Origin of the sequence: Streptococcus massiliensis DSM 18628, assembly GCF_000380065.1 — a bacterium.
In the GTDB taxonomy this organism is placed as follows: Bacteria; Bacillota; Bacilli; order Lactobacillales; family Streptococcaceae; genus Streptococcus; species Streptococcus massiliensis.
Genome location: NZ_KB904393.1, coordinates 1 through 17,960, shown reverse-complemented (window position 1 = coordinate 17,960; position 17,960 = coordinate 1). Strand labels below are relative to the sequence as shown.

The window sequence follows — 17,960 nt, the reverse complement described above, 5'->3', positions numbered from 1 at the left end:
AATTTCTTCTGTAAACCCTATCTTTCAGACTGTTTTTAAGACTTTTTTGAAAGAGAGGGACAAGATTATCAATGCTTTGGAACTTCCCTACTCAAATGCTAAGCTAGAGGCCACTAACAACCTTATCAAGGTTATCAAGCGCAACGCTTTCGGCTTTCGGAACTTTGACAACTTTAAAACTAGAATTCTCATCGCTTTAAATATCAAAAAGGAGAGAACCAATTCGGTTCTCTCCAGATCTTAGCTGACATCAACCCACTACAGTTGACAAAGAGCCGCTTTTTCTTATTTTTCCAAATGCCAAACTTCTTCATTGTACTGGGCAATGGTGCGGTCAGCTGAGAAGAAGCCTGCCTTGGCGATATTGACTAGAACTTTGTCCAGCCATTTGTCGCGGTCTTCGTAGTCTGCAAGCATCCGTTCTTTGGTTACAATATAATCCTCCAAATCAAGCAGGGTCATAAACCAGTCTTTGTTGAGCAGTTCATTGTAAAGGCGTTCGAGACGCTCGCTGTCACCAACTGCCTTAACCGCATCGCTAACAATAAAGTCCACCAGCGGTTTGATTGCTGCGCGCTCATAGTAATCGCGAGAAACATAGTCTGCATTTTCATAGTGCTTGATAACCGTCTCGCTGTCTTCCCCGAAAATATAGATATTGTCGTCGCCAACCAGCTCATGGATTTCGACATTGGCACCGTCTGATGTTCCCAAAGTCAGAGCACCATTGAGCATGAATTTCATATTGCCTGTTCCTGAGGCTTCCTTAGAAGCCAGGGAAATCTGCTCGGAAATATCGCAGGCTGGGATGAGGAAGGTTGCAGCCGTGACATTGTAATTTTCCACCATGACAACTTGCAAGTGCGGTGCCACTTGAGGGTCTTTAGCAATCACTTCAGACAGGCACAAAATCAAGTGGATGATGTCTTGGGCAATAGTATAGGCTGGCGCAGCCTTTCCGCCGAAGAAGACGGTAATCGGACGCGCTGGGATATTGCCTGCCTTGATGTCCAGATATTTGTGAATGACATAGAGGGCATTCATCTGTTGGCGCTTGTACTCGTGCAGGCGCTTGATTTGAATATCGAAAATCGAGTCTGGATTGATGTCAATGTCTTGCTGCTCTTTCAAATGGCGAGCAAGTTTGCGTTTGTTGTGAGCCTTGATTTTTTCAAGCTCCGCTTTAACTGCGCCATTCCCAGACAAGTCAAGCAACTCTTCGAGCTGGCTCGCATCGTGGTGCCAAGTGCGGCCGAGCAACTCATCCAAATAGTGCGACAGACTTGGATTGGCGTGCATGAGCCAGCGGCGGAAAGTAATTCCGTTGGTCTTGTTGTTGAACTTTTCAGGATAGATGTCGTAAAAGGCCTTGAGTTCAGAATTCTTGAGAATTTCCGTGTGGAGGGCGGCGACACCATTGACACTAAAACCGTAGTGAATATCCATGTGTGCCATATGCACGCGCTCGTCTTTATCGATGATTTGCACGGCAGGGTCACTGTAAGTTTCCTTGACGCGCTTGTCTAATTCTTTGATGATTGGCACCAAGTGCGGCACGACTTCTTCAAGGAAGTCAAGCGGCCATTTTTCCAAGGCCTCCGCCAAAATCGTATGGTTGGTATAGGCTGTCATTTTCTTGACAATGGCAATCGCTTCGTCCAAATCCAGCCCCCGCTCGGTCAAGAGACGAATCATTTCTGGAATGACTAGAGATGGGTGGGTGTCGTTGATTTGAATGACTGCATAGTCCGCTAGGTCGTGCAAGTCGCTTCCTTTTTCTAACGCTTCGTCCAAAATCAACTGGGCAGCGTTGCTGACCATGAAGTATTGTTGGAAAATGCGCAGCAATTCTCCCTGACGGTCACTATCATCTGGATAGAGGAAGAGAGTCAAGTTGCGAGCAATATCGGTTTTATCAAAGTCAATTCCTTTCTTGATAAGGCCCGCATCTACCGAATCAAGGTCAAAGAGGCGCAGGCGATTTTTCTTTTCGGTCTTGTAGCCCGGCACATCGATGTCATAAAGGGTCGAAGTCAGCGTAAAATCAGCAAAAGGCACTTGATAAGATTTGCTAGATTTGATCAGCCAGCTTTGCTCGGTCAGCCAAGCGTTCGGGATGGTCGTTTGCTGATTATTTTTGAGCACTTGCTGGAAGAGCCCGAAGTGATAATTGAGCCCGACACCGTCACCGTTAAGCCCCAGCGTTGCAATCGAGTCAAGGAAACAAGCTGCCAGACGTCCCAAGCCACCATTTCCCAGAGAAGGCTCTAACTCAACCTCTTCCACCTCAATCAAATCCTTGCCAGCCTGAGCTAGTTCCTCTTTGACCTTGTCATAAAGCCCCAGGTTAATCAGATTATTAGACAGCAACTTCCCAATTAGAAACTCAGCTGAAATATAGTAGAGTTTTTTCTTGGAAGTGTTGACTGGCTTTTTGCTGCTCGCTTCCTTTGTGTAATTAAGCAAAGCGAGATAAAGTTCTTCATTGCTGGCTTCAGCCAATGATTTTTGATATAAATTTTGTACATACGTTTCTAAAGTTAACATGATTTTCTATTTTTCCTTTTCTTCTTTTAAAAATTTATTTTCTCGGCGGTAGATTTTTGTTAAATCAAGCAGTTCTGCTTCAACTTCAGGAGTCAGCTGGTCTGCTGTCATACGCCAAGTCCAGTTACCACCGACAGTAGATGGCAGATTCATGCGAGCAGAACCATCTAGTTCTAACAGGTCCTGCATAGTAGCAATCGCCATAAAGCTGACAGATGCAAAAATGGTTCGCAACATAGCGTGAGGCACCGTTTCGTATTCTTTGCGATTGGTGTAACGCGCCATGTATTCACGCTGCTTATCATTAATTTCACCTTGATACCAGCCCATGATCGTATTATTATCATGAGTGCCTGTGTACATTACTGAATTATTAGTCGCAGTATGCGGGCTATCAATACTCTCGTGATCCGGATCAAAAGCAAATTGAATGACCTTCATTCCTGGGAAGCCTGTTTCCTCACGGAAAGCTTCTACTTCAGGTGTCATGTAACCCAAATCCTCAGCGATAATATTCAAATCACCGAGTTCTTCCTTGACAGCCTTGAAGAGCTTATAAGCTGGACCTTTGACCCACTCGCCGGTAGCTGCCGTCTTTGAATCAGCTGGAATTTCCCAGTAAGACTCAAAGCCACGGAAATGATCAATTCGCACTACATCATAAATCTTGAAACTTTCGCGCAGACGCTCAATCCACCAGCGGTAGCCGTCTGCTTCCATAGCCTGCCAATCGTAAATCGGATTGCCCCAAAGTTGACCATCTGCAGTAAAAGCATCTGGCGGACAACCAGCAACAGCAGATGGATTGCCCTGTTCGTCAGTCTTGAAATAGTGTGGCTGTGACCACATTTCCGCGCTATCTGCAGCAACATAGATTGGCATATCACCTACGATTTCAATATGGTGCTTATTAGCATAAGCCTTAAGTTCATGCCACTGTTTGAAGAAGAAATATTGAGTCACGCGATGATAAGTTAGCTGATCTGCTAATGTCTCACGATAATGCGCTAATGCTTCTGGTTTGCGCAATTTAATATTCTCATCTGGCCACTTCAACCAAGTTACTAGATTAAAGTGTTCCTTTATCGCCATATATTCTGCAAAAGTTTCTAACCAAGCGGCATTTTCTTGAACGAAAGATTGGTAGCCACTCAAGTCTTTCTGCGCTAGGAAGCGTTTGACAGCATGTTCCAAAACAGGGCGACGTGCCTTAAAAATCTTAGCATAATCCACCTTTATCGGGTCTTGCCCAAAGTCCAGCCCAGCCAAATCTTGCTGCTCTAGCAAGCCTTCTGCTAATAAGCTATCAAAATCAATAAAGTTTGTATTCCCAGCAAATGCTGAAAAAGATTGGTAAGGGGAATCACCATAACTGGTTGTTCCTAATGGCAAAATCTGCCAGTAACGCTGCTTAGTGCGTACTAAAAAGTCCACAAAATCATAGGCAGACTGACCGAAAGAGCCAATACCATACTTGCTAGGCAAGGAGGAAATATGCATCAACACCCCACTTTGACGTTCTTTCATTGTGTAACCTCTCAAAAATTTAATAAATAAACCTCGTTTTCAGTGAAAACGTTTGCTCATTTGTATTATATCAGTTTTTGCTATTTCTTGCAAGCGGTTTTATGGATTTTTTTTTGATAAGTTTCAGAATAAAGTATCCTTTCTTCAATTTTCCACATTAAAGCAACATTTTTTCATTTGAAGCTTAAAAATTTTTAAAATTTTTAGTAGAAAACGCTTGCAAAAGAAAATAATTCGTGCTATACTTAATTCATGCCAAGAAATCGTTTGCATTAAAACGTTTTCTAAAACTAATTTTTTTATTCTTTAGGAGGAATAATCATGAAACGTCAAGTGTTGAAAAGCGCTGCAATTTTAGGTACCATCGGGCTAGCTAGCCTCTTGCTGGTAGCTTGTGGAAGTAAATCAAGCTCTAAGTCTGGCTCATCTGACAGCAAAGAAATGACTGTCTATGTTGAAGAACAGTACAAAGACTTTATGAAGAAAGCTGCTGCTGCTTATGAAAAAGAAAGCGGTCAAAAAATCACTATCAAGACAGGCGACCAGATAAAAGGTTTGGATAATCTTTCTCTTGATAACCAATCTGGTAAAGCACCTGATGTCATGATGGCACCATACGACCGCGTAGGTAGCCTTGGTACAGATGGTCAATTGGCTGAAGTGAAGCTTGCCGATAGTTCAAAAGCCGATAACACAACGAAAGCTTTGGTAACCAACAAAGGCAAAGTTTACGGAGCACCAGCTGTTATCGAAACACTTGTTATGTACTACAATAAAGATCTCATCAGCGAAGCACCTAAAACTTTTGCAGACCTTGAAAACCTAGCAAAAGACAGCAAGTATGCTTTCCAAGGTGAAGAAGGTAAAAACACTGCTTTCTTAGCTGACTGGACAAACTTCTACTACACTTACGGACTTCTTGCTGGTAATGGTGGTTATGTCTTTGGCGACAAAGGAACAAATCCAAAAGACATCGGTTTGGCTAACGACGGTTCTATCAAAGGACTCGAATATGCTAAGACTTGGTATGCTCAATGGCCAAAAGGTATGCAAGATACTGAAGGATCTGCAAACTTCATCCAAACACAATTTACTACTGGTAAGACAGCTGCAATTATTGATGGACCATGGAAAGCATCTGCTCTTAAAGATGCCAAAGTAAACTACGGTGTTACAACAATCCCAACTCTACCAAACGGTAAAAACTATGAAGCCTTTGGTGGTGGTAAAGCTTGGATCATCCCTGCTGGGGCAAAACATGCTAGCGAAGCACAAAAATTCATTGATTTCTTGACATCAACAGAACAACAAAAAGCATTCTACGACGCTACAAATGAAGTTCCTGCTAATACAGAAGCTCGTGAATATGCAACTGGTAAGAATGACGAATTGACTGCAGCCGTTGTAAAACAATTTGCATCTGCTCAACCAATGCCAAATATCTCTGAAATGGGAACTGTTTGGGATCCAGCAAAAACAATGCTCTTTGACACAGTTAGCGGCAAGAGCGATGCTAAAAAAGCAGCTGATGATGCTGTGAAATTAATCAAAGATACTATCGCCCAAAAATACGGAAATAAATAATCTCTCAGTTTGAGCGAACATCTATTTGCAGTCAGGAACATGGGGTTGCTTTACATTTGCAACCTCATGCTTTTTAAAGGGAGAACTTTCTATGACAACTAAACAAAATCCAAAAAAAGCGCTGCTCCTCTCGCTTATTCCTGGACTGGGGCAGATCTACAACAAACAAAAAGTTAAAGGTGGAATCTTTTTAGCCGTCACAGTGGCTTTTCTGATCTACTTTGCTTTGATTGCTTCTAGCGAACTAGCTGGTCTAGTGAGTTTAGGTGAGCAACCATTTCAGGATAATTCTCTTTTTATGCTGATTCGGGGCGCCTTTCATTTGATCATCGTAGTGGTTTATCTTATCTTCTACGGACTAAATTTGAAAGATGCCTATGATATAGCCAAACGTTGGAATAGCGGTCACACTGTTCCAACTACTTGGAATGATATGATCAAAGGAATTTATGAAAATGGTTTCCCTTATCTACTTATCATTCCATCTTACATTGCCATGACTTGCGCGATTATTTTCCCTGTATTGGTCACGCTCTTCATCGCTTTTACGAACTATGATTTTCAACATCTACCACCAAACAAGCTATTGGACTGGGTCGGTGTAACTAACTTTGCCAACATTTGGCAATTAAGCACCTTCCGTGCTGCCTTTACTTCTGTCCTCGGTTGGACAATCATCTGGGCACTTGCTGCGTCAACCCTTCAAATCGTCATTGGTATTTTCACGGCAATCGTTGCCAACCAGCCATTTATCAAAGGAAAACGAATTTTCGGTGTCATCTTCCTTCTGCCTTGGGCAGTACCTGCTTTCATCACCATTCTGACCTTTAGCAACATGTTCAACGATTCTATCGGGGCTATCAATACGCAGGTCATTCCGCTTTTGGGTAAGGTGCTACCTTTCCTCAATGGACAACTTATCCCTTGGAAAACAGACCCAACTTGGACTAAGATTGCTCTAATTATGATTCAAGGATGGTTGGGCTTCCCTTATATTTACGTCCTTACGCTGGGAATCCTTCAATCCATTCCTAACGATCTCTACGAAGCAGCTTACATTGATGGTGCTAATGCTTGGCAAAAATTCCGCAATATTACTCTACCGATGATTTTAGCTGTGGCTGCGCCAACTTTGATCAGTCAATATACCTTCAACTTTAACAACTTCTCAATCATCTATCTCTTTAATGGCGGTGGACCGGGAAGTGTCGGAGGCGGAGCTGGCTCAACTGATATCCTCATCTCATGGATTTATCGCTTGACAACAGGTAACGCACCTCAATACTCAATGGCGGCGGCTGTGACTTTGATTATCTCACTCATCGTCATTAGTATTTCTATGGTTGCCTTTAAGAAATTACACGCATTTGATATGGAGGATGTATAATGAATAACTCTGTAAAATTCAAACGCCGGATGGGAAAAACATTGACTTACGCTTATTTGGTTGGTCTCTCAATTATTATCCTCTATCCGCTGCTCATCACTGTCATGTCAGCCTTTAAATCAGGAAATGTAGTTGCTTTTCGTCTAGAGCCAATTCAGTTTAGTTTTGATAACTTCGTAGGACTTTTCACAGAAACACTCTATGGAACTTGGTATTGGAATACACTGGTTATCGCTTTGATTACCATGATAGTACAAACCTCTATCGTAACTCTAGCAGGTTATGCCTATAGTCGTTACAATTTCTTAGCACGTAAGCAAAGTTTAATTTTCTTTCTTATCATCTAAATGGTGCCAACCATGGCTGCCTTAACCGCCTTCTTCGTTATGGCACTCATGCTCAACGCCCTTAACCAACCTTGGTTCTTGATTTTACTCTATGTTGGTGGCGGTATTCCAATGAATGCTTGGCTTATGAAAGGCTACTTTGACACTGTGCCAATCTCGCTTGATGAATCTGCAAAGCTTGACGGAGCAGGGCACTTCCGCCGCTTCTGGCAAATTGTACTGCCTCTCGTTCGTCCCATGATTGCGGTACAAGCACTTTGGGCTTTCATGGGACCATTCGGAGACTATATCCTCTCCAGCTTCCTCCTACGGGAAAAAGAAGTTTATACAGTAGCAGTCGGGCTACAGACCTTTGTCAGCAATGTTAAAAACTTAAAGGTAGCCTACTTCTCAGCAGGCGCAATCCTCATTGCCCTACCAATCTGTATTCTCTTCTTTTTCCTTCAAAAGAACTTTGTTTCTGGACTTACAAGTGGTGGTGATAAGGGTTAAACCCTATCCCACCTTTTCTTTTTTACTAAGATTTTCTACAAAGTAACATCCTACTGTGATTAATATCATTTGTTACCATCTATGCAAAAAATTGCAGCATTTTTCTCGTAAATAGTGTATAATATAGGTAAAACGTTTTCATCAAATAAACAGACTTTTTTAGTAATTTACTCATAAATTTGAACAATTTATTATCCATACAGGGGGAGAATCATCTTGCCTTATCCTTTTTCTTACTTTTCCAGCCTCTTTCCTTTTCGCAAGGCGTTTGCCAATCGCAAACGTTTGAGCTGGTTTCAAATGATTTTTACTAGCATCTTTTTAATATCACTTTCACTCATTCCAGTTGCTATCCAGTCTGCCTCTCGTGAGAGCCAATCTTTGGAAACCTTCGTAGAACGAGTTTATGAACCATTGACAGATCAAGTAATGACTGATTTAGCTACCCAAGGTCAGCTGACTGCTGATACTTTTCAGTATCATGGGAAAAATGCTGTGCAAGATAGTAAGGCAGGCAGAGTTATTCTAGGGCACCAAGATTCACTCAATATTGACAAGCGATTAACACTCTACTTTGATGATAAAAAGCTAAAAATTTATCGTCAGAAGAAGGAATTAGTCAGTATCAGTTACCGAGGTTTTCAACAAGCCGATCTGGCTAACAAGAAAAAACTGACCGCGGCAATTTCTCGGAGCTGGTTTCAAGAAAATCGTATCATTCTCAGTCTTTTCCTAACGCTAGGAGCTGGGATTATTATGGGAATTAATTTTCTCATTTTAGCCATTGGTGCAACTTTTATCCTTTATCTGACCAAAAAATCTCGACTTTTTGCCTTTAAAACTATCAAGGAATGTCTGAATTTCACTTTAAATTGTCTGGGTCTTCCTGTACTGATTAGTTTTGTCATTGGACTCCTTGGTCAACCATTAACCACTGTCATCACTATCCAAAACATCCTCTTTGTCTTCTATTTAGTGATTGTCTTTTACCAAACACATTATCGAGACGCTGAGAATAAAGGAAGTATAAAAGTTAGAAAACCATAGGAATGTAAATAGCTCATTTACTATCTAGAATAAATAGTAAATTTTATCAGGAGAACTGGAATGCGTGTTACTATCAAAGAAGTCGCAAAATTAGCGGGTGTATCTCCATCAACAGTCACTCGTGTCGTACAAAACAAATCCACAATTAGTGAAGAAACCAAAAAACGGGTTCAGCAGGCAATGAAAGACCTCAACTATCACCCCAATCTCAATGCTCGAAGTCTCGTTAGTAATTCTACTCAGACCATCGGTCTAGTTTTGCCCGATGACTCTGACGCCTTTTACCAAAATCCCTTCTTCCCCGCTGTGCTACGCGGGATTGCACAGGTAGCTTCTGAACAGCATTATGTGATTCAGATTGCAACGGGAATGAACAAGACAGAACGACTTGAAGCGCTCTCTCAAATGGTTTTTGGCCAGCGTGTTGACGGACTGATCTTTCTCTATGCTGAGGAAGATGATCCTCTCGTGCAGCTCGTTACCGAGCAACAGTTCCCTTTTCTGATTTTGGGGAAATCGTTATCACCGTTTATCAATCTGGTGGATAACGATAACACTCAAGCGGGAATGGATGCAACTTCCTACTTTATCAAAAAAGGTTATAAAAAAATTGCCTTTTTAGGCGGAACCAAAAAGCTCTTTGTAACGCAAGATCGTTATGAGGGCTACAAAAAAGCCATCACGGAAGCTGGACTGCCACTTGAGCGGAGCATTACTCACTTTGCACAGGAATTTTTAACAGAGGATGGTTATTCCTTTATCAAGCAACTCTATAAGCAAAATAATCTTCCTGATGCCATCGTGACAACTGACAGCCTTTTAGCTGACGGAGTTTGCAATTTCCTTTCTGAAAAAGGGCTGAACACACCCGTTCTAACTTTCGATTCTATCAATCCCAAGTTAGATATTATCGGTTATATTGACATTAATAGCCTTGAATTGGGCCGTGTATCAGTAACCACGATTATCAAAATTATCCAAGATTATAAAGAGGGCAATCATATCTGCTATCGTCAACTAATCCCTCATCATTTTATTGAGCGTTCAAACGCTAACCATTAATTTATTACTAGGAGTATTTTATGACTTTCCGCGCTTTTCGTGCTTATCTAGATAACACGAATCTCATCACTTTGACTTTGGAATCAATCTACGACCATAGTCAAGTCAACTTCACTATTGAAAACAAAAAAACTGGACAAGCTTTCCCTCTATCGCCTATTAAGGTCTATCAGGACAGCCACCTATTCATTTACCAATTAGAAACTAGCCATATTCAGTTAGGGGATCATTACTGGATTTACGACCAAGATCGCAACAAGACAACTCTTGAATATCGAAATGTTGTTCGCAGCAGTGATTTTGAAGAAACTTTTATCTATGATGGCGAAGACTTGGGGAGCTTTTACAAACCTGACAGTACACAATTCAAATTCTGGGCTCCCGTTTCTGAAGAAGTGCTCCTACAAATCACGACTGATAAGCAAAGTATCACTCATCCCATGACACAGGGAGTCTGTGGAGTCTGGCAAACTGTGCTAACTGGTGATTGGGAAAAAGCTCGCTATCACTATCTCCACAAAGTAAACGGAAACTGGCTCGAAGTCCACGATCCTTACGCCCTCTCTTCTACCGCTAATTCTGGTGACAGCTATGTCATTGACCGCTCAAAAATTACTCCCGCAATCAAACGAGCAAACACTCAAGTACCAATGACCCAAGCAATCATCTATGAAATGAGTGTTCGTGATTTTACTTGGCAAAAAGAAGCTGGCTTTAAGCAGGCTGGGAAATTCCTTGGTCTAACAGAAAGCCCTGAATTTCATGGCAAAAAAATCGGTTTAGACTACATTAAAAACTTAGGGGTGACTCATGTCCAACTCATGCCAATCTACGACTTTGGCTCAGTTGATGAAAAACATCCTGCCTGGGTTTATAATTGGGGCTACGATCCTGTTCAGTACAATGTTCCTGAAGGATCTTACTCTAGCCAACCTGACGATCCTTACAGTCGTATCACTGAATTACAAGAAACCATCGCCCGTTACCACGAAGCAGATATTAGCGTTATCATGGATGTTGTTTACAATCATGTCTACGTAGCTGAAACTTATGCTTTTGAAAAAATCGTACCCGGCTATGCTTATCGCTATGACATGTATGGTCACCGTACCAATGGAACCTTCTGCGGAAATGATATTGCCAGTGAGCGAGCTATGATTCGCCGCTATATCAAGCAATCTATCAAGCAGTGGGTGCGCCTTTACGGTATGGACGGTTTCCGTTTTGATCTCATGGGTATTCTTGACAGCCAAACTCTCAATGAATTGAGTAAAGAACTCAAGGCTATCTATCCAAATATTTACCTCTATGGCGAAGGTTGGTGTATGGGAACGGGACTTGACAATGCTCTTCTTGCACATCAATATAATGCTAACCAATTACCTGACATCGGCTTTTTCAGCGATGATTTCCGCAACACTATCAAATCAAATCTAAGTCATCCACATCTAGTCTTTGAGCCAACAAACAAATATCAAATAGAAAAAGTATTGACCGCCAATGTCGGAGCTTACGGCGAACAACATTTTTGCCAACCTCATCAAGCTATTAATTACACCGAGTGCCACGATAATGCGACTGTTTTTGACTACATTGCCCTTGAAAATAAAGGCATCGATGAACAGGCACGCATTCGTGCAGCTCGTCTAGCACTCCACTTGGTTTTATTGGCTCAGGGGGTTCCATTTATTCATAGTGGGCAAGAAGTTTTCCGGACAAAAAATCTAATTGATAATAGTTACAATAGTCCAGATAAAATTAATCAGTTTGACTGGAAGCGTGTTATTGAATACGGTTCAGAATTAGACTTTGTTAAGCAATTAATTGCCTTTCGGAAAGCACATCCGATTTTAGGTTTGACCTGCGCTGCTACAATCAAAAAACACTGCCGACTTAACTGGATCGATGATCGACTTCTCTGTTACCACTTGGAGAATGAGAAAGAAAATCTGGATATTCTGATTAATTTCGCATCAGATGCAACTTGTTTGCCTTATTACGAAGGGGAACAAAGTATCCTTCTCTCTTCATCTATTCCACAACAAAAGGATGGTCGTATCGTTTTACAAGGGCAAACTTTTGTAATTTTAGGATAAATCTAAAACCTTCTGACGCGACAACCGCATCCTACACAAAAGCCAAGCAAAAAGAGGCTGGGAAATTATTCCCAGCCTCTTTTTTTACTTAATCTGCATCATCTTCCACAAAGCGTCCGATGGTATGAACATTGTCTGCAACAGAGACAAAAGCATAGGGGTCGCTACTTTTTATAATATGCTTAAATTCAGCAAACTCTGCCCGTGTGATAATGGTGATCAAAACTGATTTTTTCTCGTGCTTATAAGTGCCTTCAGCTTCGTTAACAATTGTCACCCCACGGTGTAATTTTTTATGGATTTTATCAATTACCAAGCTAGGATTGCCAGTAATAATCATAGCCTGCATCTTCTTTTGCCGTGTAAAAACCGCGTCCGTTACGCGGCTAGAAACGAAAATGGTAATCATCGAATAAAGGGCATAGGTCCAGCCAAAGGTAAGACCAGCAATCAGCATAATAATACCATTCACCACTAGAGAGATGTTGCCCACATCGCGTCCTGTTTTCTTTCGGATGGTTAAACTGACAATATCCGTTCCACCACTAGAAATATTGGATTTGAGGGCGTAACCAATCCCCATTCCCATCACTACACCACCAAAAAGTGCATTAATGATAGGGTCCTTCGTCAGGACAACCTCGGGCAAAAGCTGGATAAACAAGGAGCTCATCGTTACTGTTATAAAGGTAAAAACAGTAAACTTATGCCCAATCTTTCTCCAAGCCAAGATCATCAGCGGAATATTGATAGCATAAAAGGTCACAGACACCGGAATGGTGAAGCCAACAAATCGCTGGCTAAGCGCAGTTAAAATCTGCGCCAAACCTGTCGCCCCACTAGAATAAACATGCCCCGGTTGAAAGAAGAAATTGACCGCTACAGCTGATAAAAAGCCGTAAACAATCGAAGCCGAGATTTTCTCATCGTATTTTTCACGAGAAATGCTTTTGACGACGGTGAGTAGTTTAAACTCACGCGCCAGCTTGTGTAGAAAATAGCGCAGTCGTCGATAAAATTTAGTCTTTTTCATAACTCTTTATTTGTAGGTTCAATTCCTCTAACTGTTTATCCGCAACCAAACTTGGAGCCTGAGTCATCGGATCGCTTGCCTTATTATTTTTAGGAAAGGCGATCACTTCACGAATATTATCCTGCCCAGCCAGCAGCATCACCAAGCGGTCTAAGCCCAGAGCCAAACCACCGTGCGGTGGGAAACCATAGTCCATAGCTTCTAGGAGAAAGCCAAACTGTTCCTTGGCTTCTTCCTTGCTAAAGCCCAGCGCAGTAAACATCCGCTCCTGCAAGTCTCTTTGGTTAATCCGCAGACTACCGCCGCCCAGCTCATAACCATTGAGAACAATATCATAAGCAACGGCGCGAACCTTGCTGAGGTCTCCCTCTAGCTCATGAGCAGAATCTTCTTGCGGCAGCGTGAATGGATGATGAGCGCTCATATAGCGATTTTCCTCTTCTGACCACTCAAACATAGGCCAGTCAACCACCCAGAGAAAGTTGAATGTTGCCTTATCAATCAAATCAAGTTCTTTGGCTAAACGCACACGTAATGCCCCTAAAGTTGCATTAGCAACTTCGAGACGATCTGCGACGAAAAGCACCAAATCATTGTTTCCCAGCTGTAAAGTCTTTGTCAACTTACTTGACAAGTTTGTCAAGAACTTAGCGATTGGTCCAGTCAGCTCTCCGTCAACGAATTTCAGCCAAGCCAAGCCTTTGGCACCATATTGCTTTGCCTGCTCTGTCAATTTATCGATGTCTTTGCGCGAATATTTATCGGCGGCATTTTTGACCACAATCGCTTTCACTACAGGCGCTTGAGCGAATACTTTGAAGTCGCTGTCCTTGACAAGTACTGTCAAGTCCTGTAAAAGCATCTCAAAGCGGGTATCTGGTTTGTCGCTACCATAGAAGTTCATGGCATGGTCATAAGCCATTCTTGGAAATGGAAGAGAAAGGTCTATTCCATTGGTTTCCTTCATGACACGCGCCAGCAAGCCCTCTGTAATATCTTGAATTTCCTGTTCACTAAGGAAAGAAGTCTCTAAGTCTACTTGCGTAAATTCAGGCTGACGATCCCCCCGTAAATCTTCATCACGGAAACATTTGACAATCTGATAATAGCGGTCAAAACCAGCATTCATAAGGAGCTGTTTGGTAATCTGTGGGCTCTGCGGCAGGGCGTAAAAGTGACCTTTATTGACCCGACTAGGCACCAGATAGTCACGCGCCCCTTCCGGCGTTGACTTGCTCAAGAAAGGTGTCTCCACATCCAGAAACTCCAGCTCGTCCAAGTAAGTACGAATGCTGTGAGTGATCTTAGCGCGCAGCTTGAGATTTTCTAGCATCTCTGGGCGACGCAAGTCCAGATAACGGTAGCGCAAGCGCGTATCGTCGCTCACTTCAATGCCGTCCTTAATTTCAAAAGGTGTGGTCTTGGCCGTGTTGAGAATGGTCAGCTCTGCTACTTGCAATTCCACCTGACCAGTAGCAAGTTTGTTATTTTCCTGCTCGCGCGCCTCGACCTTTCCCGTCACTTCGATGACATACTCGCTGCGGAGACTTTCTCCCAGCGTCATCACTTCCTGACTGACCAGCTCGGGATTGATGACCAACTGCATAATTCCCTCACGGTCACGCAAATCAATGAAAATCAAGCCACCCAAGTCACGACGACGAGCCACCCAGCCTTTCAAGGTAATCTCTTGGCCGACGTGCTCCGCTCGAACACGACCAGCATACATAGAACGTTTCATATTTCACTCCAACATTTTAAAAATTCTGTTACTATTTTATCATAAATAAGCGTAAAAATCTCAGGAATTTTAGGAAAGTCTGATTATCTAAGGGCAAATTGTCTACAGAAAAAAAGCGTCTATTTGGACGAATTTTTATCATGAATAAGACTCAAAACACTAAAAATAGAAGCTGATATAAAACGCAGCAGAGCCGCCAGCAAGCCAAAAATTGGAGCAAGATATTGGTAGAAAAAATCACCTTTTATGCCCATACATAATACCCCCGCAATTATAAAAATGACAATTCCTTGAATCAGTGCCAACAAAATATTTTTCTTCATACCTTTACCACTCTTTTCAATAGTCTCACCTATTATTATACCTTATTTTTTAAAAATAGGATACAATGGAGCAAAAGGAGAAAGCAATGATCACCAAGATCAAAAATGAAAGCTTTTTGCAAGTTCCGTCTGAGTTAACTACACCCAATGACCTTTATCTAGCACAATACCTGTCAGACACACCTATGGCTCACAAAGAGCATTGTGTTGGAATAGCGGTAAACATGATTGGCAGTCACAAACGAGTGATTATCATTGATCTTGGCTTTACTAGCCTAGTCATGTTCAATCTAAAAATCATCAGAAAATCAGGCATCTATCGAATGGAAGAAAGTTGCCTGTCGCTTATAGAAATCCGTTCGACAAAACGCTATCAAAATATTACCGCTTAGTATCGTGACCGCAACTGGCAAGAACAGGTAATTCCTTTAACTGACTTTCCCGCCCAAATCTGCCAGCATGAGCTAGACCACTTCGAAGGAATCTTAATCTGAGTCCAGACTCAGTTTTTTATTTTACTAAAATCTTAAGCAATAAAAAAACTCGTCAAATTTGACGAGTCTTATAGGGAGATTATTATGAAAAAGAAAAAGTTTTAGGAGTACAAATTAAGTTCTTCTTAACTTGTAAGCGTAGTATATAATCCTCACCTTAAATTTAACTTAAATTTTTTGACTTTTAAAATAAATTTTTAATATCTTTTAAATGTTCAATTTTTTGATTGTAAGCTGGCTTGTAGTCGCAAAAGTTGATACTTTGAATGCCACTGTTAATAGCGACATCAACATCCAGCGGCCGGTCACCAATATAGTAGCAAGTTTCGCGCTTGAGCTGGTATTTATCCACCAAATAATCCACACCCTCTGGATGAGGCTTGCGTTTGAGACCTCGGTCAGCCGTCAGAATTTCCCTAAAATAGCCCTGCAGTCCCAAGTCCTCCAACAGCACAAAAGCATTGTCCCCCTTGTGGGTGTAGATAAATTGCTCAATCCCTCTCGCCTGTGCCCAAGCGAGAATTTCCTCTGCCCCGTCTAAAATCTCAATTTCATGATTGCGGGTCTCTAAACTCTCCGCATAAATAGGCTGCAAATCAAGCCCTTTCTCCGCCTTGATGTCCTTAAACAACTGCCCGACAGATGTCTGCAAGATATAAGGCTGGATTTTCTCACGTTCAAAAGGCAGGTCAAAGGCTGCGTAGGCCGTCTCCAGACTATTTAAAATCGTGCCATAAGAGTCAATCAAGGTACCGTCCAAATCCCAAATAAAAGTCGTGGTCATGTTTTCTCCTCGTCTAATGTCCCATTCAATTTTTTCATTTTTCTACTATATAATCTTTGTAAAAAGAGCCAGCGAAAGCCATTGTCAACCAAGGTTCCGGTCCAGACACCGGGTAAGCCCAGCCCTAGCGTCACGCCCAAAAGATAGCCCAGCACAATCCGAATGAGCCACATGCCAATCGTTGTTGCGTAAAAGGGCAACTTGGCATTACCCAAGCCTTGCCAAAGCGCTGTATAAATAAGTGTCCCAGCTGTCATCGGCACTCCCAAGAGCGAAAAGAGGATGACCGACAAGCTAGCAGTAACCGCTCCGCTATTATCCGTAAAAAGTAGGGTCAATGGCTGCCCAAAAAGAAAGACAGCAAGCGCCAAAGGTAGCATGGAGACGAAAGCCAGATAGTAACTTTGCCGTGTCAGCTGACGAATCGTCTGCCAATCGTTCTGCCCAAAAGCATGAGCAACCAGCATGACGGTGGCTGTCGCCACACCAAAGCTGGGCACCAAATCAAACTGACTGAGCACTTCGCCGATAGCATTTCCTGCCACGACGTCCGTCCCGAATTGAACAACCATAGCGATGATAACCACGTCACCCGCCCGCATCATGAGCCGCTCTCCCGCTGCCGGCAAGGATAATTTCAGCAACTCCTTATCCAGCGACCAAGTCCATTTGGCAAAGGGGAGCGTCAACTCGCGCCAGAGCAAGATAACCCCAACCAGCCTCGCCAAAATCGTTCCCAGAGCCACGCCGACGATGCCCCAATGAAAAAGAAAAATGGCGAGACTAGAAAAAATAATGTTGAGGATATTGGTCAGAAGGCTGACATACATAGGTATGCGAGGATTGTGCGTCACCCGCACCAGAGCACCCAGAGTTGTCATCATGCCTAAAAAGATAATCGTTCCGCCGACTAGGGACAGAAAAAGTCCGCCCGCCTGAGCGACGGCGGCTTCCGTTCCCAATAAACCTAACAACTCCCGCCCCCAAAAAAGGGAAATCAAGCCCAAAACAAGGCTCAAAAGAAGAGTCAGTTTGAGCGATTCGGTCGCATGGTAAGCAAGCGAGTCTTGGTCTCCTTGCCCCAAAGCCTTAGAAATCAAGCTAGAAATAGCCGCCCCCAGCGCAATAAAAATCGCTTGATAAATGGTGATGATATTGCCCGCGACCGAAACGCCCGATATGGCAACCAAACCCAGACTTGCTACCAAGTAGCTGTCCACCATATTCATGAGCATTTGCAGAAAATTCTCCGCCATGGCTGGCAGGGCGATATGCATGATTTTTTTGTAGCCAGTCCTGGTCAGACTTGCGTTTTCCGTTCGTTTTCTTGCCATTTTCCTCCGTCAATCTGTCGATGAAAAAAGCTGGGATAGGCTTATGAAAAGAACCGCTTATAATGGACAGTATAAAACATGTATGCTACTGTTCTATAAGGAGGTTCTTTTGTTATGGCTAAAAAAGGGAGTCGCTTTACAAGGTATTCACCTGAGTTTAAG

The 17,960-nt window shown here is 42.5% G+C and carries 13 protein-coding genes and 2 pseudogenes; 8 read left to right on the top strand and 7 right to left on the bottom strand.

What is annotated here, in order from left to right; translation table 11 throughout:
* Window positions 1-244: ISL3 family transposase (locus A3I3_RS0106165; protein WP_018371198.1), on the top strand; the 244-nt coding region annotated here is incomplete at its 5' end.
* A gap of 41 nt (window positions 245-285) precedes the next feature.
* On the opposite strand, the gene glgP is transcribed toward A3I3_RS0106165, so the two are convergent.
* Window positions 286-2,547 carry a glycogen/starch/alpha-glucan phosphorylase gene (gene glgP, locus A3I3_RS0106160; RefSeq protein WP_018371858.1) on the bottom strand — a complete coding sequence of 754 codons (2,262 nt, stop codon included), beginning with the start codon at window positions 2,545-2,547 and terminating at the stop codon, window positions 286-288.
* A gap of 6 nt (window positions 2,548-2,553) precedes the next feature.
* Window positions 2,554-4,074, bottom strand: a complete 1,521-nt coding sequence (gene malQ, locus A3I3_RS0106155; protein WP_018371857.1) for a 4-alpha-glucanotransferase — start codon at window positions 4,072-4,074, stop codon at window positions 2,554-2,556.
* Between the two features lie 321 nt (window positions 4,075-4,395).
* Between malQ and A3I3_RS0106150 the strand changes: the two genes are divergently transcribed.
* The 6 genes and pseudogenes from A3I3_RS0106150 (at window position 4,396) to pulA (ending at window position 12,089) form a co-directional block, all read left to right on the top strand.
* On the top strand, window positions 4,396-5,658 hold the full coding sequence (locus A3I3_RS0106150; protein WP_018371856.1) for an extracellular solute-binding protein: 1,263 nt from the start codon (window positions 4,396-4,398) through the stop codon (window positions 5,656-5,658).
* Between the two features lie 91 nt (window positions 5,659-5,749).
* Window positions 5,750-7,045, top strand: a complete 1,296-nt coding sequence (locus tag A3I3_RS0106145; RefSeq protein WP_018371855.1) for a sugar ABC transporter permease — start codon at window positions 5,750-5,752, stop codon at window positions 7,043-7,045.
* Window positions 7,045-7,884 (top strand): annotated as a pseudogene (locus A3I3_RS10180) (sugar ABC transporter permease). The gene A3I3_RS0106145 and the pseudogene A3I3_RS10180 overlap by 1 nt, the downstream one beginning before the upstream one ends.
* Window positions 7,885-8,097: 213 nt before the next feature.
* Entirely contained in the window at window positions 8,098-8,931 is an 834-nt protein-coding gene (locus A3I3_RS0106135; RefSeq protein WP_026129863.1) for a maltodextrose utilization protein MalA, read from the top strand.
* Window positions 8,932-8,991: 60 nt separating this feature from the next.
* On the top strand, window positions 8,992-9,993 hold the full coding sequence (locus tag A3I3_RS0106130; RefSeq protein ID WP_018371851.1) for a LacI family DNA-binding transcriptional regulator: 1,002 nt from the start codon (window positions 8,992-8,994) through the stop codon (window positions 9,991-9,993).
* 20 nt (window positions 9,994-10,013) lie between these two features.
* On the top strand, window positions 10,014-12,089 hold the full coding sequence (pulA, locus tag A3I3_RS0106125; protein ID WP_018371850.1) for a type I pullulanase: 2,076 nt from the start codon (window positions 10,014-10,016) through the stop codon (window positions 12,087-12,089).
* 88 nt (window positions 12,090-12,177) lie between these two features.
* Here pulA and A3I3_RS0106120 read toward each other — a convergent pair whose 3' ends face one another.
* The 3 genes from A3I3_RS0106120 to A3I3_RS0106110 all read right to left on the bottom strand — a co-directional run bounded on the left by A3I3_RS0106120 (window position 12,178) and on the right by A3I3_RS0106110 (window position 15,186).
* On the bottom strand, window positions 12,178-13,122 hold the full coding sequence (locus tag A3I3_RS0106120) for a YitT family protein (protein ID WP_018371849.1): 945 nt from the start codon (window positions 13,120-13,122) through the stop codon (window positions 12,178-12,180).
* Window positions 13,109-14,863, bottom strand: coding sequence for an aspartate--tRNA ligase (aspS, locus tag A3I3_RS0106115; RefSeq protein WP_018371848.1), 1,755 nt, complete (start codon window positions 14,861-14,863; stop codon window positions 13,109-13,111). The genes A3I3_RS0106120 and aspS overlap by 14 nt, the downstream gene beginning before the upstream one ends.
* Before the next feature lie 119 nt (window positions 14,864-14,982).
* Complete coding sequence (locus tag A3I3_RS0106110) at window positions 14,983-15,186, bottom strand: hypothetical protein (RefSeq protein ID WP_018371847.1); 204 nt, start codon at window positions 15,184-15,186, stop codon at window positions 14,983-14,985.
* 86 nt (window positions 15,187-15,272) lie between these two features.
* Between A3I3_RS0106110 and A3I3_RS0106105 the strand changes: the two are divergent.
* Window positions 15,273-15,680, top strand: a pseudogene (locus tag A3I3_RS0106105) (peptide deformylase).
* Between the two features lie 184 nt (window positions 15,681-15,864).
* On the opposite strand, the gene A3I3_RS0106100 reads toward A3I3_RS0106105, so the two are convergent.
* Window positions 15,865-16,464 (bottom strand): HAD-IA family hydrolase, encoded by a 600-nt coding sequence (locus A3I3_RS0106100; protein WP_018371845.1) that lies wholly within the window; start codon window positions 16,462-16,464, stop codon window positions 15,865-15,867.
* Complete coding sequence (locus tag A3I3_RS0106095) at window positions 16,461-17,798, bottom strand: MATE family efflux transporter (RefSeq protein WP_018371844.1); 1,338 nt, start codon at window positions 17,796-17,798, stop codon at window positions 16,461-16,463. The genes A3I3_RS0106100 and A3I3_RS0106095 overlap by 4 nt, the downstream gene beginning before the upstream one ends.
* Window positions 17,799-17,960 lie beyond the last annotated feature (162 nt).

What these genes read in the sequence shown, in the direction of transcription:
- glgP (WP_018371858.1), bottom strand. Translation starts at nt 2,547, where the DNA reads ATGTTAACTTTAGAAACGTATGTACAAAATTTATATCAAAAATCATTG.
- malQ (WP_018371857.1), bottom strand. Translation starts at nt 4,074, where the DNA reads ATGAAAGAACGTCAAAGTGGGGTGTTGATGCATATTTCCTCCTTGCCT.
- A3I3_RS0106150 (WP_018371856.1), top strand. Translation starts at nt 4,396, where the DNA reads ATGAAACGTCAAGTGTTGAAAAGCGCTGCAATTTTAGGTACCATCGGG.
- A3I3_RS0106145 (WP_018371855.1), top strand. Translation starts at nt 5,750, where the DNA reads ATGACAACTAAACAAAATCCAAAAAAAGCGCTGCTCCTCTCGCTTATT.
- A3I3_RS0106130 (WP_018371851.1), top strand. Translation starts at nt 8,992, where the DNA reads ATGCGTGTTACTATCAAAGAAGTCGCAAAATTAGCGGGTGTATCTCCA.
- pulA (WP_018371850.1), top strand. Translation starts at nt 10,014, where the DNA reads ATGACTTTCCGCGCTTTTCGTGCTTATCTAGATAACACGAATCTCATC.
- A3I3_RS0106120 (WP_018371849.1), bottom strand. Translation starts at nt 13,122, where the DNA reads ATGAAAAAGACTAAATTTTATCGACGACTGCGCTATTTTCTACACAAG.
- aspS (WP_018371848.1), bottom strand. Translation starts at nt 14,863, where the DNA reads ATGAAACGTTCTATGTATGCTGGTCGTGTTCGAGCGGAGCACGTCGGC.
- A3I3_RS0106110 (WP_018371847.1), bottom strand. Translation starts at nt 15,186, where the DNA reads ATGAAGAAAAATATTTTGTTGGCACTGATTCAAGGAATTGTCATTTTT.
- A3I3_RS0106100 (WP_018371845.1), bottom strand. Translation starts at nt 16,464, where the DNA reads ATGACCACGACTTTTATTTGGGATTTGGACGGTACCTTGATTGACTCT.
- A3I3_RS0106095 (WP_018371844.1), bottom strand. Translation starts at nt 17,798, where the DNA reads ATGGCAAGAAAACGAACGGAAAACGCAAGTCTGACCAGGACTGGCTAC.